18 protein-coding genes are annotated in these 12,196 nt (G+C 69.9%); 14 read left to right on the top strand and 4 right to left on the bottom strand.

Annotated features, from left to right (window positions below):
- Window positions 1–196: 196 nt before the first annotated feature.
- The 9 genes from ACTWQN_RS16060 (at window position 197) to ACTWQN_RS16020 (ending at window position 5,143) form a co-directional block, all read left to right on the top strand.
- A complete protein-coding gene (locus tag ACTWQN_RS16060; protein ID WP_443204319.1) occupies window positions 197–640 on the top strand; it encodes an Asp23/Gls24 family envelope stress response protein in 444 nt (147 codons plus the stop codon).
- Window positions 641–671: 31 nt separating this feature from the next.
- On the top strand, window positions 672–974 hold the full coding sequence (locus tag ACTWQN_RS16055) for a hypothetical protein (RefSeq protein WP_443204271.1): 303 nt from the start codon (window positions 672–674) through the stop codon (window positions 972–974).
- Window positions 971–1,246, top strand: coding sequence for a hypothetical protein (locus ACTWQN_RS16050; RefSeq protein ID WP_443204270.1), 276 nt, complete (start codon window positions 971–973; stop codon window positions 1,244–1,246). Before ACTWQN_RS16055 ends, ACTWQN_RS16050 begins: the two co-directional genes overlap by 4 nt.
- Window positions 1,247–1,323: 77 nt before the next feature.
- On the top strand, window positions 1,324–1,509 hold the full coding sequence (locus tag ACTWQN_RS16045; protein ID WP_443204269.1) for a hypothetical protein: 186 nt from the start codon (window positions 1,324–1,326) through the stop codon (window positions 1,507–1,509).
- Window positions 1,506–1,898 carry an Asp23/Gls24 family envelope stress response protein gene (locus ACTWQN_RS16040; RefSeq protein ID WP_443204268.1) on the top strand — a complete coding sequence of 131 codons (393 nt, stop codon included), beginning with the start codon at window positions 1,506–1,508 and terminating at the stop codon, window positions 1,896–1,898. Before ACTWQN_RS16045 ends, ACTWQN_RS16040 begins: the two co-directional genes overlap by 4 nt.
- 3 nt (window positions 1,899–1,901) lie before the next feature.
- Entirely contained in the window at window positions 1,902–2,438 is a 537-nt protein-coding gene (locus ACTWQN_RS16035; protein ID WP_443204267.1) for a DUF6286 domain-containing protein, read from the top strand.
- A complete protein-coding gene (gene amaP, locus ACTWQN_RS16030) occupies window positions 2,435–3,049 on the top strand; it encodes an alkaline shock response membrane anchor protein AmaP (protein WP_443204266.1) in 615 nt (204 codons plus the stop codon). Before ACTWQN_RS16035 ends, amaP begins: the two co-directional genes overlap by 4 nt.
- A 61-nt stretch (window positions 3,050–3,110) precedes the next feature.
- Window positions 3,111–4,223 (top strand): ATP-dependent DNA ligase, encoded by a 1,113-nt coding sequence (locus ACTWQN_RS16025; RefSeq protein ID WP_443204265.1) that lies wholly within the window; start codon window positions 3,111–3,113, stop codon window positions 4,221–4,223.
- Between the two features lie 11 nt (window positions 4,224–4,234).
- On the top strand, window positions 4,235–5,143 hold the full coding sequence (locus ACTWQN_RS16020) for a 2-dehydropantoate 2-reductase (protein ID WP_443204264.1): 909 nt from the start codon (window positions 4,235–4,237) through the stop codon (window positions 5,141–5,143).
- Between the two features lie 71 nt (window positions 5,144–5,214).
- On the opposite strand, the gene ACTWQN_RS16015 is transcribed toward ACTWQN_RS16020, so the two are convergent.
- Complete coding sequence (locus ACTWQN_RS16015; RefSeq protein WP_443204263.1) at window positions 5,215–6,147, bottom strand: EamA family transporter; 933 nt, start codon at window positions 6,145–6,147, stop codon at window positions 5,215–5,217.
- 165 nt (window positions 6,148–6,312) lie between these two features.
- Between ACTWQN_RS16015 and ACTWQN_RS16010 the strand changes: the two genes are divergently transcribed.
- Both ACTWQN_RS16010 and ACTWQN_RS16005 read left to right on the top strand, forming a co-directional pair.
- Window positions 6,313–7,869, top strand: coding sequence for an alpha/beta hydrolase (locus ACTWQN_RS16010; protein ID WP_443204262.1), 1,557 nt, complete (start codon window positions 6,313–6,315; stop codon window positions 7,867–7,869).
- Between the two features lie 345 nt (window positions 7,870–8,214).
- Entirely contained in the window at window positions 8,215–8,757 is a 543-nt protein-coding gene (locus tag ACTWQN_RS16005; protein WP_443204261.1) for an AAA family ATPase, read from the top strand.
- Window positions 8,758–8,761: 4 nt separating this feature from the next.
- Here the strand turns inward: ACTWQN_RS16005 and ACTWQN_RS16000 are convergent, their stop codons facing one another.
- Window positions 8,762–9,535, bottom strand: a complete 774-nt coding sequence (locus ACTWQN_RS16000) for a DUF4389 domain-containing protein (protein ID WP_443204260.1) — start codon at window positions 9,533–9,535, stop codon at window positions 8,762–8,764.
- A gap of 199 nt (window positions 9,536–9,734) precedes the next feature.
- Between ACTWQN_RS16000 and ACTWQN_RS15995 the strand changes: the two genes are divergently transcribed.
- The 3 genes from ACTWQN_RS15995 (at window position 9,735) to ACTWQN_RS15985 (ending at window position 11,264) form a co-directional block, all read left to right on the top strand.
- A complete protein-coding gene (locus ACTWQN_RS15995) occupies window positions 9,735–10,031 on the top strand; it encodes a hypothetical protein (RefSeq protein ID WP_443204259.1) in 297 nt (98 codons plus the stop codon).
- Between the two features lie 142 nt (window positions 10,032–10,173).
- Complete coding sequence (msrB, locus tag ACTWQN_RS15990; RefSeq protein ID WP_443204258.1) at window positions 10,174–10,593, top strand: peptide-methionine (R)-S-oxide reductase MsrB; 420 nt, start codon at window positions 10,174–10,176, stop codon at window positions 10,591–10,593.
- 281 nt (window positions 10,594–10,874) lie between these two features.
- Window positions 10,875–11,264: a hypothetical protein gene (locus ACTWQN_RS15985; RefSeq protein ID WP_443204257.1), complete on the top strand. Its 390-nt coding sequence runs from the start codon at window positions 10,875–10,877 to the stop codon at window positions 11,262–11,264.
- Between the two features lie 27 nt (window positions 11,265–11,291).
- Here ACTWQN_RS15985 and ACTWQN_RS15980 read toward each other — a convergent pair whose 3' ends face one another.
- Both ACTWQN_RS15980 and hemQ read right to left on the bottom strand, forming a co-directional pair.
- On the bottom strand, window positions 11,292–11,483 hold the full coding sequence (locus ACTWQN_RS15980) for a FitA-like ribbon-helix-helix domain-containing protein (RefSeq protein WP_443204256.1): 192 nt from the start codon (window positions 11,481–11,483) through the stop codon (window positions 11,292–11,294).
- A 17-nt stretch (window positions 11,484–11,500) separates the two neighbouring features.
- Complete coding sequence (gene hemQ, locus ACTWQN_RS15975) at window positions 11,501–12,196, bottom strand: hydrogen peroxide-dependent heme synthase (protein ID WP_443204255.1); 696 nt, start codon at window positions 12,194–12,196, stop codon at window positions 11,501–11,503.

Genomic DNA, 12,196 nt, shown 5'->3' with positions numbered 1-12,196 from the left:
CGAAACCGGGAAGGAGCTGGAGTTGATGGCCCAGAACAGCGGGGCCCAAGGCAGTGGAGCCCAATCCAGTGGAACGCAGGGCACCGGTACACCGGGTACTGGCACACCGGGTACTGGCACATCGGGAACTGGCACACCGGAAACTGGGGCCCCGAACGCACGATCGACCGCCGAACGCAGCGCGGAGCACCGGCGCATCCCGGAAAGCCGCGCCGCGAGCGCACCCGCCCGACTGGCCGACGAGACGTCCATGGGCAAGACCACCATCGCCGCATCCGTGGTGCAGAAGATCGCTGGCATCGCCGCCCGCGAGATCGCCGGGGTGTACGCGATGGGCGGCGGTGTCTCCCGCGCCTTCGGCGCGATCCGGGACCGGATCCCCGGCGGTGGCGGAACTTCCTCCACCTCCGGGGTGCAGGTGGAGGTCGGCGAGAAGCAGGCCGCGGTGGACCTCGACATCGTCGTCGAGTACGGAGCGTCGATCGCGGACCTCGCACGGGCGGTGCGGCGCAACGTGATCACCGCGGTCGAGCGGATGACCGGGCTGGAAGTCATCGAGGTCAACATCGCGGTCAACGACATCCACCTGCCCAGCGACGACGAGGACACCACGCAGCCCGCCACCTCCCGCGTCGAATGACCACCAGCGCCGTTTGGAGGACGACCCCGACATGCCGGAGCACGTTTCCGCCAGCGAACTGGCCGACCGGGTGCTCGCCCACCCCTCGGTGGTGCGGCTGCACGGTGGGCAGTTCGGCGAGATCGCGTCCTACCTGCCCGGCCGCAAGGTCGTCGGGGTGCGACTGCCCGACGAAGGTGCGGTGGAGGTCGCGGTGGTGCTGCGCCTGGACCGGTCGCTGCCCGAGGTGGTCGCCGAACTGCGCAGCCGACTCGCCGAGGTGCTCGGAGCGGTCCCGGTGGACATCACCGTCGCCGACGTGATCACCGCCGAGGAGTCACCGGAGGGCGCATGATGGTCCTCGTGCAGCACGATCCGGCCAGCACCCGCGCGGCCATCCGCGCGTTCGTCCGGGCCAACCACCCGGACGTCGGAGGTGATCCGGCGGTCTTCGCCGCCGGGCTCGACCAGCTGCGGGCGGCCCAGCTGCGGTCGGCGCAGCGCAGGCTGCTGGACCGCTACGACGCCCCGATCGTGGTGGTGGATCGACCGAGCGGGATCCGCGGAGTGCTGCACCGCATCCGCGCCTGGCGGGCGCGGCGCAACCGCCGCCCGCGCGTCAGGTGAGAATCCGAGTTCCACCGGGCGGCCCCCAAGACGATCCGCACCGTCCGCCCGAGTTTCCTGGCAGAAGGGTTTGCCCCATGAACGCGACACAGACCGGTTTGCTCGCCGGACTCATCCTCGGCACCGCCGGCGCGATCGGCGGTTTCACCGGCTTCCTGATCGCGCTGCTGGTCGGCGCGGTGGGCCTGGTGATCGGCCGGGTCCTGGACGGCGAGCTGGAGATCGGCGACATCCTGGGCCGGGGCAGGGGTCGGGACCGATGACCGCGGCCGCCGACAACGTCGAGGTCACCGACGTCGAACGCGACGATCCCGGCGAGCGGGGTCGGTTGCAGATCAGCCGCACCGTGCTGCGCAAGATCGCCGAGCACGCCGCCGACCAGGACCCCGGCAGCGCTCGGACGCGCCGCCGCATCGCCGGGGTCGGTCTCGGCGAGCAGGGCGCGAGCGCGCAGCTGTCCGGACCGGACGACGCCCTGCGGGTCCGGCTGGACCTCGCACTGCGCTACCCGGCGCCGCTGCGCGAAACCGTGGCATCGGTGCGGAAACGGGTTGGCGAGGAGCTGCGGCGCATCGCCGACTACCGGGTCCGGGCCATCGACGTGACCGTGTCCGCCCTGATCCCGGCGGACGCGCCTGCTCGGGTGGAGTGAGCCATGCGCCTGTTGGTACGCCTGATCACCACGCTGCTCGGCCTGGCCATCGCGGCGGCCGGGGTGCTGCTGGCGATCGAAGTGGTCTGGGCCCTGCTGCGGCCGGGCACCGACGGCCTGATCGTCGGCTGGCGCAACGTCTACTCCGGACTCGGCGTGCTGTCCTGGGACGACCCGCCGGTCCGCGCGACCGCGGCCGTGGTCGCCGTGGTGGGCCTGCTCCTGCTGCTGATCGCGCGCACCGCGGGCCGCACGGACATCCGGCTGCACGATCCGGCACCGGAGGTCACCGTGACCACTGATCCGCGCTCGCTGGCCCGCCTGGTCGGGCACCAGGTCCGCGGCCAGGACGGCGTCGCGGCAGCGTCGGTGACCGCGAGCGCGCGGCAGGTCCAGGTGAAGGCCACCGCGCAGTTGAAGGAACCCGGTGATCTGCGCGCCCGGCTGGTCGACACCGCCGAGCACGCGGTCCGCGACCTGCCGCTGCGCACCACGCCGAAGGTGCTGGTGTCGGTGGCCGCACCCAAGGAGCCGCAATGACCGAGACCAAGCGGGAGATCAAGCCGAGCACCACGCCGGTCTGCCGCGATCTGGGTTTCGAGCGCGGCGTGGTCGTCGTGCTCGGGGTGCTCGCGCTGCTCGGCGGCATCGTCGTGCTCGCGGTCGGCAGCGGATGGCTGGGTGTCTTCCGGGCGCAGCGACCGCTGGCGGATCCGATCTTCGTGCAGTGGCTGCGGGACTACTCGCCGGTGGCGATCCCGGTCGCGATCGTGCTCGGCATCGTGCTGTTCGGGCTGGGTCTGTGGTGGGTCGTCCGCGCGTTGCAGCCGGAGGCCCGACCGGACGTGCGGCTGGAGCGCGGCGGGGCGGGAGACCTGTCGGTGACGGCCGCGGCGCTGGCCGAAGCCGTGCGCACCGATGCCGAGCGGGTCACCGGCGTCAACCGGGCGCGGGTGCGGATGGCGGGCAGCCAGCAGCGCCCGTCGCTGCGCCTGACGCTGTCGTTGCGGGAAGGCACCAATGTGCGCCACGTTTGGGAAGAACTGGACGAGAAGGTGCTCTCCCGCGCTCGCCAGTCGCTCGGCACGGACACCTTGCCCACGGCCATCCGCCTGCAACTGGATCGCGTACCGCGACAACGCGTCCACTGACCTGGCGCGCGCGTTCGGGTGGTCATCCCGCAGGGCGACGCGCCCCGATCGAGGAGGATTCGTGCTGCCACTGCAACCACCGGTGAAGCCGATGCTGGCCAGCCCGGTCGATGGCATCGCCCGGACGGGAGGCCTGCTGTTCGAGCCGAAGTGGGACGGCTTCCGGTGCTTGGTGTTCGTGGATCCGCAGGTCGCGCAGCCGGTGCTGCTGCAGTCCCGCACCGGTCGCCCGCTGGACCGCTACTTCCCGGAAGTCCTGCGGACCATCGCCGAGCACCTCGACCGACCGGCCGTGCTGGACGGTGAGCTCGTGGTGATCCGCCGCGACGCCGCCGGGGACCGGCTGGACTGGGATGCGCTGGGCGAGCGCATCCACCCGGCCGCCAGCCGGGTCCGGCTGCTCGCCGAGCAGACACCGGCCACCTTCATCGCCTTCGACCTCCTCGCGCTGGACGACCGCGACCTCACCAGCGCCGCGCAGACCGAGCGGCGCGAACTGCTGGCCGGTCTTGGCCTGGACCACAGTGGACTGCGCACCACACCGGTCACCGACGACCCGGACACCGCGACGGCGTGGTTCGAGGTGTTCGAGGGCGCCGGACTGGACGGCGTGATCGCCAAACCCGCCGACGGCCACTACGTGCCGGGCAAGCGAACCATGTTCAAGATCAAGCATTCGCGCACCGCGGACTGCGTGGTCGCCGGGCTGCGCTGGCACGCCAAGACCGAACCCGGCACCGCCGTCGGCTCCCTGCAGCTCGGGCTCTACGACGAGCGGGACGTGCTGCACCACGTCGGCGTCGTCGGCGCCTTCCCGGCCGCCCAGCGGCGCGCGCTCGCCACCGAACTCGCCGAGCTGATCACCGATGGCGAACACCCGTGGCTGGGCCCGGCGGCCGCGGACGGGCGGCGGCTGCCCGGTTCGGTCAACCGCTGGAGCAGCACCGAGCAGCCGTGGGTGCCGCTGCGCCCGCAGCGGGCCGTCGAGGTCTCCTACGACCACACCGAGGGCGCCCATCCGAGCCGATTCCGGCACACCACGCAGTTCGTCCGGTGGCGTCCGGACCGCGAACCCGAATCGTGCCGATATGACCAGTTGGACGAGCCGACGCGTTACGACCTCGACGCAGTGCTGTTCGGTGACGTAAACCGGGGCGTACGCGTCGACGAGTAGGCTCCGCATTCGTGGCGCAGCAACGTATCGCGGTGATCGGTTCGGGCGGTATCGGCGGGGTTCTCGCGGAGGCGATGCACTCCGCGGGGCACCTCGTGACGATGTGCGTGCGGACCCCGTTCGACCGGTTGACGCTGGAAACCCCCGAAGGCACCGCGGAAATCCCGGTTTCGGTGGTCACCGATCCGGGCTCGCTCGGCGAGGTCGACTGGATCCTGCTGACCACCAAGGTCCAGGACGTCGCGAGCACGGCGGGCTGGCTGCAGAAACTGGACAACGGGCATGCCCCGGTCGTGGTGGTGCAGAACGGGGTCGAGCACCGCGAATCGGTGGCCGGGATGGGGTTGCAGGCGCCGGTGCTGCCCGCGTTGATCTACGTGCCAGCCGAGCGGGTGCGGCACGGACACGTGGTGCGCCGGGGCACCGCCACCATGCAGGTCGAGGCCGGGGCGCTCGGCACCCGGTTCGTCGAGCTGCTCTCCGGTGCCAACCTGAAGGTCCGGACCACGGACGACTTCCACACCGCAGCGTGGCGGAAGATGCTGACGAACCTCGCGCCGAACCCGATCACCGCGCTGACCCTGCGGCGCCTGGACGTGCTCCGCGAGCCGGACATCCAGGAACTCAGCAAGGGCGTGCTCGCCGAGGCCGTCGAGGTCGCGCGCGCCGAGGGCGCCCAGTTGACCCAGCACGACGCCGAACAGGTGCTCGCCGACTACGTCGAGAAGTTCCCGCCGACCAACGGCACGTCGATGCTCTACGACCGCCTGGCGGGCCTGACCACCGAGCACGACCACATCACCGGCCCGCTGGTACGGGCGGCGGAGGCGCACAACATCCCGGTCCCGCTCAACAGGACCCTCCTGGCCCTGATGCGCGCCCTCCACCCCACACCCCTGCCCGCCGCCCCATTGGGGTGAAGGGTGAGGGGCACCCGTGACCAAGTAACTGGGTCACGGGTGCCCCTCACCCCGCCGTCTCATCGCGCGGGTCAGTTCGCGCCGGTGTCCGTTGGGCCGGGTTTGGTGGTGCCCACCGAGCCGACCGAGGCAATGACGACGCAGGCGATGGCCACCCACTGCCAGGCGCCCAGCGCCTCGCCCAGCAACAGCAGTCCGGCCAGCGCCGCGACCGCGGGCTCCAGGCTCATCAGCACGCCGAACACCCTCGGCGGCATCCGGCGCAACGCCTCCAGCTCCAGCGAGTACGGCACCACCGACGACATCAGGGCCACCACGAATCCGGCGATGAGCACCGCCGGATGCAGCAGCGCCGTCCCGGCCTCGGCGATGCCCAACGGCGCCGCCACCAGCGCCCCGAAGGCCATGCCCAGCGCCAGCCCGGACCCGCCGCTGGTCCGGCTGCCCAGCTTGGCGCTGATCAGGATGTAACTCGCCCACAACGCACCGGCCGCCAGCGCGAAGGCGACGCCGACCCAGTCCAGTCCGCCCTCGACGCGCGCCAGCAGCACCACCCCGGCGCCCGCCAGCACCGCCCACACCACGTCGAGCTTGCGGCGCGAGCCGATCACCGCCACCGCCAGCGGCCCGAGGAACTCGATGGTGACCGCCGCACCGAGCGGAATGCGCTCGAACGACAGGTAGATGCAGACGTTCATGGCGGCCAGCACCGCGCCGTAACTGGCCACCACCGCCAGCGTCTTGCGATCCATCCGCAGCGACGGACGCCAGACCGCGAGCAGGATCAGCGCCGCGAACAGAAGGCGCAGCGCGACCACTCCGGTGGCCCCGGCCATGGTGAACAGCTGCTTGGCGAAGGCGGCGCCGACCTGCAGGCTGATCACGCCCATCAGCACGAGCATCGGCGGTGGGATGGCCCCGAATGCCCACGCGGAGACGTTCTCCACGTTGAACGGTCGCCTGTTCGACGATGCCCCCGAGCCGATCCGCGCGACTTGCACCATGCTCCTTCGCCTCCGCTCGCGGCCAGCTGACCGCCCAAGGCGGCACGTTATCTCGCCAGCTGACGTGGCCACACCGAATTGTCAGGCCCCTCACCGGGGTCTCACCTGGATCATGCGATGCTGGCCGGGTCCAGCGACTACCGCGCTTCCCGACGAGGAGTACCCGTGCCGCGCACCACTCACCGGGTCGGGGCCGCGTTACTGCCGTTGCTGCTGGTGGTCGCCGCGTGCTCGGCCGGACCTTCGGAGCGGCCCGCAGTCGCCTACCACGATGGTCAGCAGCAGATCGTCCCCGCACCGCAGCCGCCGAAACCAGCGCCCGTCCCGCCCCTGGGTTCGCCCGGCGTTGACACGCTGAACTGGGAGGACTGCACCGAGCAGACCCGTGCCGAACTCGGCAGCCTGCCATCGGGCATGACCTTCTCGTGCGCCCGGCTGCTCAGCACCCTGGACTCCCCGGAATCCCCGACGCGCGGCACCGCCCGCAACGAGCTGATCAGGGCAGGCTCCGGCGGGATACCGCTGGTGGTGCTGGGCGACATCGGCGGGGAGCCGGGCACGATCTTCGCCGCTCGACTGGCGACCCAGCTGCCGCCCGAGCTGCTGAACACCTTCGACATCATCGGGATGGACCGGCGCGGCACCGGCGAGTCCGATCCGGCCGACTGCGTGCCGCCCGCGCAGCGCGAGTCGATCGTGGGCTTCGACCCGCGCGCCACCGACCGCGCCGAGCTGGACCGGCTGCTGGACTCGGTGCTGGACGCCAGCCAGGAATGCCTGCTCAACCTCGACGAGCGGCTGCAGGCCTACGACACCTGGCGGACCGCGTCGGACCTGGAGGAACTGCGCCTGCAGCTGGACGTTCCGAAGCTGCACGCGATCGGGCGCGGGGAGGCGGCGCGGCTGTTGACGACCTTCGCTGAACGCTTCCCCACTTCGGTGGGCCGGATGGTGCTCGACGGGGCGCCCGATCCGACCCGCGACACCATCGGCCAGGCGGAATCGCAGGCGCAGAGCGCGGAGCAGACCTTCGACGTGTTCGCCGCGGACTGCGTCCGCCGCGGGTGCCCGCTCGGCCCCGATCCGCGCAAGGTGGTCAGCGACCTAGTCGAACGCACCCGCGCCACGCCGCTGCCCGCGCCGGGCACCACGGTCGGCGGCGGCCGGGTGGTGCAGGCGATGCTGCTGGGACTCGCCGACCGGAACTCCTGGCCAGGCCTCGCCGACGCGCTGGCGGCAGCCGATCGCGGTGACGGCGCCGCCCTCGCGACGATCAGCGCGCCGCTGGTCACCGCGCAGGGCGTCAACCCGCCGTGGCTGGACGGCGACATGATCACCAGCTGCAACGACACGACGCTGCGCGTGCCGCCGCAGCGCAGCAGCGACCTAGCAGTGGACTGGGTGAACCGATTCCCGCTGTTCGGGGGTGCCGCGGTGCAGCGGGTGGTCTGGTGCGGGTCGTGGCCGGTCCCCCAGCAGCCGCTACCCGCGCCGCGGCGCGTGGACGTGCCGCCTATCCCGGTGATCAGCACCGCGAACGATCCGCAGCTGCTGGGGATGGGCAGCGATCACATGGCCGAGCAGTTGCCGACCGGGGTGCTGCTGCGCTGGCAGGGTGCCGGGCACGGCGCCATCGGCAGGTCGCCGTGCATCACCGAAGCCGTCAGCCGATTCCTGGTGCAGGGCACCGTGCCGACCGATGGCATGGCCTGTCCGGGGTGATCCCGCAAACACCCCGGACAGGCCCTGCTGCTCAGCCGCAGCTGGAGCAGCAGCCACAGGAAGGACCGGTGCAGCTGCCGCAGCAGCTGCAGCCGCCCTGAGGTTGAGGAGCACGCTCGGCTTCGGTGCGGACCATGACGGCCTCCCGCTTCGTGGCGAATACCAGCAGTTGCGATGGTGCTCGTCGATGGAGCAATCGGGACACCGCTGGCCGAGGGAAACGGTGTCGTCCAACGTGCTGAACAGGGCACATGAACGCATTGCGATCTGTAACCGAATGCGAAATGTGCGCGACACTGGCGCCGATCGGGTGAGAAGATCAACTCCTCCGGACCAGGGAGAGGCATGTTCGACGGGCACAACAGGGCCATCCTGCTGATCACCGGCGTCCAGGCCGCGGGCAAGTCGACGATCGCGCAGGGCGTCGCCGAGCGGCTGCCGCGCTCGGTGCACCTGCGCGGCGACGTCTTCCGCCGCATGGTGGTCGGCGGCCGCGAGGAGATGTCCGCCGCGCCAACGGAGGAAGCGCTGCGCCAACTGCGGCTGCGCTACCGGCTGACCGCGCAGACCGCGGACGCGTACTTCGCCGAGGGGTTCACCGTCATCGCCCAGGACGTGGTGCTGGGCGAGCACTTGACCGAGCTGACCGGTCACATCCGCAGCCGTCCGTTGCTGGTCGTGGTGCTCGCCCCAGCTCCGGAGGCGATCGCGGCGCGCGAGGCAGGGCGCGGCAAGACCGCGTACGACGAGTGGGCGATCGCCGAGCTGGACGAGGTGCTGCGCAAGGAGACGCCGCGCCTGGGCCTGTGGTTGGACACCTCCGAGCAGACCCCGGAGCAGACCGTCGACGAGATCCTCCGCCGTGCCTGGCCGGAAGCCGTGGTGTGACCCGTCAGCGGCCGTAGTCGTACTGGTATTCGTACTCGTACCGGTGCTGGTTGGTCGACTGCACGACGCCGTTGGTGATCATGCCGATCGCCCCGAGCACGATGAACACGATCAGCAGGATCTGCCCGCCCTTGGACATCACCAACGGGCGGGTGCCGGGAGACTGCCGCGGCGGGTTCTCCGCCGCGCGCGCGTCGCCGAACAGCTTCTTCGGGTAGGCGCCGGTCAGCAGGTAGAGGTAGGCGTTCGTGCGGTAGCCGTAGCGCAGCGCAGCCGCGGAGGCGTCGAAGATCGGTCGCGGGTTGCGACCTGAGACCAGCACGATCAGCCAGATGAAGAACGCCAGCACGCACCAACCCTGGGCGACCACCGCGCTCACGATCGCCGCCGGGATCACCAGGATGATCCGGAAGAACACCGCCCACCGGTTGAGCTCGCCGGGCCGGATGTCGACCTGCACCGGGTAGTCCGGCTGGGAGATGAGGAACGGCGGGTACCGGTCCACGAGCAGCATGTTCGACGCGGCCACCCGCGTCTGGTAGCCGACGAACAGGGTCAGGAAGCCGGAGATCCAGTCCGGCAGCCGCCCCAGGAACAGCGCGGCGAACCAGCCGATGAACACCACCACACCGGCCGCGATGGACACCAACCAGAGCACGATGAAGTGCGGGATCAGCAACAGCAGGCGCAGCAGGACGGTCCAGCGCCGCTGCCGCTGCGGGGGCATGACCTCCAGCTCGGGCCGGAACGGGCCGCTGGTTTCCGGCTGGTCGCTCATCGGAGCCTCCCGGGGCCTGAGTGGATCGCGGCGACTGTATCCATCGGCACCGGGCCGAACCGGGTTTCGCCGGACGGCGCGCGGCCGTGGTCGATCAATCCGGTGACCCCGGGCGCCGCGTCGTCCCGCCGGGCGGTTTCGGGCAATCCGGTTGAGACCGACATCTTTCCCGGCGATCGGCAGGCGTTACGGTGGTGCGATGGAGCGAGGCGATCCGGACGAGACCGGCCGCTTGAGCGACGAACTGGACGGGCTCGACCCCGAGGACCCGGAGGTGCAGGCCTTCGCGGCGCACCGCGACCGGATGCAGCGGCCGAACTCCGAGGCCACCGTGGAGGGCATGCTGCGCGGCGTGGACGACTTCGCGCAGAGCGTGAACCGGGCGGACGGTCACCGCCGGTTGGTGGCCGTCGGCGTGGTCGTGCTGATCCTGCTCGGCGTGCTGTTCACGATCTGGAACGCGGTCGCGTTCATGTTCAGCACCTTCCTCGGCTGACTAGTCGCGCCGCCGGTTGCTCCCCGGTCCTCGCCGCCGAATGGAGATGGACGGCGTTGGTGCGAAGTCGGCTGCCGTGGCCTTCGACTCGATCTGAGACCTCATCTGTGCAGTTGATCTACGCACGGATTAGCTTGGAAGCATGGATCAGGTCGAAAGCACGCCGAAGGTCACCAAAACGGACCAGGAGTGGCGGGAACAGCTCAGCTCGAACGAGTACGCGGTGCTGCGCCAGGCCGCCACCGAACCCGCCTGGCAGGGCGAGTACGTCGACACCAAGACGGTCGGGGTCTACGAGTGCCGGGGCTGCGGAGCGGAACTGTTCCGCAGCGACACCAAGTTCGAGTCGCACTGCGGCTGGCCGTCGTTCTACGACCCGACCGACAGCGATGCGGTGATCCTCCGCGAGGACCGGTCGCTGGGCATGCTCCGCACCGAAGTGCTGTGCGCCACCTGCCACAGTCACCTCGGCCACGTCTTCGAGGGCGAGGGCTACGCCACCCCCACTGACCAGCGCTACTGCATCAACTCCATCGCAGTCCGCCTCACCCCAGCGCAGTGACGATCACCAGTTCGAGCGTATTTCTAGTGCGAACTTGACGGTTGCATCTAGACGTCGGTAGACGTAGCCTGCGTGAAGCAGCGCTAGCTCCTTAAGAAGATCGCGAAGGAAGCAAAGCGGCAGGGCGTCACCTGGGGCTTAGCACGCGAGGGCAAGCACTCGATCTACCAACTCGGGTCGACGATGATTCCCATCCCCAGGCACAGCGAGATCGATGACGATCTCGCTGTCAAGATCTACGAGGAGTGCCAACCTGAACTTGGCGAGAGATGGTGGAAGCAGTGACCACGTACCGCGTTGACGTGGAGCGGGGCAAGAAGTTCTGGCTGGTCTACATTCCAGTGCTCGATCGGTGGACCCAGGCTCGAAAGGTCACCGAGATCGGCGAGATGGCGCAAGACCTGATCGAGCTGATGACCGAGACGCGTGCCCAAGACATCGATCTTGACGTGCACATCAAACTTCCTGACGAAGTGCAAGAACGCTTGGCCCGAGCGAAGGAACTTCGCGAGCAGGCAGCCCAAGCACAGGGAAAGGCCGCCGAGGAACTTCGCGGGGCCGCGCGCAAGTTGCACGACATCGGCCTCTCCATGCGCGAGATCGGCGAGCTTCTCGGGGTCTCGTACCAGCGCGCTCACCAACTGGTGAGCGGCGGTAGACAGGTCGCCTGACTCCGCCTCATCCCAGCGCGGTGACGATCAGCTGGTTTCCCTGTTCGGCTCGGTGATCCGCTGCATTTCCCTGATCATCGCGGCCTTTCGAACATGGCGGGCGCGTTCGATCATCGCCTCGCGCAGGTACGCCTGGAGGGACTTTCCTTCCGCCCGCGCGGCCATGCGCAGCGTCTCGTAGTCCTCATCCGGGATGTCCCGAATCTGGATGGTCGCCACAGTTCTGCTGGCGCCGTTCAGGGCAGCCGGGTGACCAGGTCCGGGACGTCGACGCGGTGGCCGGTGTAGAACGGGGTCTCCTCGCGGACGTGCAGGCGGGCTTCGGTGCCGCGCAGGTGCCTCATCAGGTCCACGATCCGGTGCAGTTCGTCGGCCTCGAAGGCGAGGATCCACTCGTAGTCGCCGAGGGCGAACGACGCCACCGTGTTCGCCCGGACGTCCGGGTAGTCGCGGGCTTCCTTGCCGTGGTCGGCGAGCATGGTGCGGCGCTCGTCGTCGGGCAGCAGGTACCACTCGTAGGACCGGACGAACGGGTACACGCAGATGTACTTCCGCGGCTGCTCACCCGCCAGGAACGCCGGGATGTGGCTCTTGTTGAACTCCGCGGGGCGGTGCAGCGCCACGTTGCTCCACACCGGCTCGGACGCCTGCCCCAGCGGGGTCTCCCGGCGGAATCCGGTGTAGGCCGCCTGCACGTCCTCGATCCGCTCCGCGTGCCACCAGATCATGAAGTCGGCGTCGGCCCGCAGACCGGAGACGTCGTAGACGCCGCGGACCACGACACCGGAATCGGCCAGCGAGTCGAGGTACTCCTCGGTCTGCTGCGCTGCCTTGGCCCGGTCCTCGGGCAGGGTGCCCTGTTCGATCCGGAAGACCGACCACATGGTGTAGCGGATGGTGTCGTTGAGCTCGTTGTAGTTCAGCCGCGCCAT

It is taken from the genome of Saccharopolyspora antiqui, assembly GCF_052246905.1.
Taxonomy (GTDB): Bacteria; Actinomycetota; Actinomycetes; order Mycobacteriales; family Pseudonocardiaceae; genus Saccharopolyspora.
The sequence above is the reverse complement of the archived record's forward strand: the minus strand, read 5'-3'. Positions and strand labels throughout refer to the sequence as shown.

Bases quoted from the DNA above. Each gene is read 5' to 3' on its own strand.
- ACTWQN_RS16005 (WP_443204261.1), top strand. From the start codon at position 8,215: ATGTTCGACGGGCACAACAGGGCCATCCTGCTGATCACCGGCGTCCAG.
- ACTWQN_RS16040 (WP_443204268.1), top strand. From the start codon at position 1,506: ATGACCGCGGCCGCCGACAACGTCGAGGTCACCGACGTCGAACGCGAC.
- ACTWQN_RS15995 (WP_443204259.1), top strand. From the start codon at position 9,735: ATGGAGCGAGGCGATCCGGACGAGACCGGCCGCTTGAGCGACGAACTG.
- ACTWQN_RS16055 (WP_443204271.1), top strand. From the start codon at position 672: ATGCCGGAGCACGTTTCCGCCAGCGAACTGGCCGACCGGGTGCTCGCC.
- ACTWQN_RS16050 (WP_443204270.1), top strand. From the start codon at position 971: ATGATGGTCCTCGTGCAGCACGATCCGGCCAGCACCCGCGCGGCCATC.
- ACTWQN_RS16015 (WP_443204263.1), bottom strand. From the start codon at position 6,147: ATGGTGCAAGTCGCGCGGATCGGCTCGGGGGCATCGTCGAACAGGCGA.
- ACTWQN_RS16045 (WP_443204269.1), top strand. From the start codon at position 1,324: ATGAACGCGACACAGACCGGTTTGCTCGCCGGACTCATCCTCGGCACC.
- hemQ (WP_443204255.1), bottom strand. From the start codon at position 12,196: ATGGCGCGGCTGAACTACAACGAGCTCAACGACACCATCCGCTACACC.
- ACTWQN_RS16000 (WP_443204260.1), bottom strand. From the start codon at position 9,535: ATGAGCGACCAGCCGGAAACCAGCGGCCCGTTCCGGCCCGAGCTGGAG.
- ACTWQN_RS16035 (WP_443204267.1), top strand. From the start codon at position 1,902: ATGCGCCTGTTGGTACGCCTGATCACCACGCTGCTCGGCCTGGCCATC.
- msrB (WP_443204258.1), top strand. From the start codon at position 10,174: ATGGATCAGGTCGAAAGCACGCCGAAGGTCACCAAAACGGACCAGGAG.
- amaP (WP_443204266.1), top strand. From the start codon at position 2,435: ATGACCGAGACCAAGCGGGAGATCAAGCCGAGCACCACGCCGGTCTGC.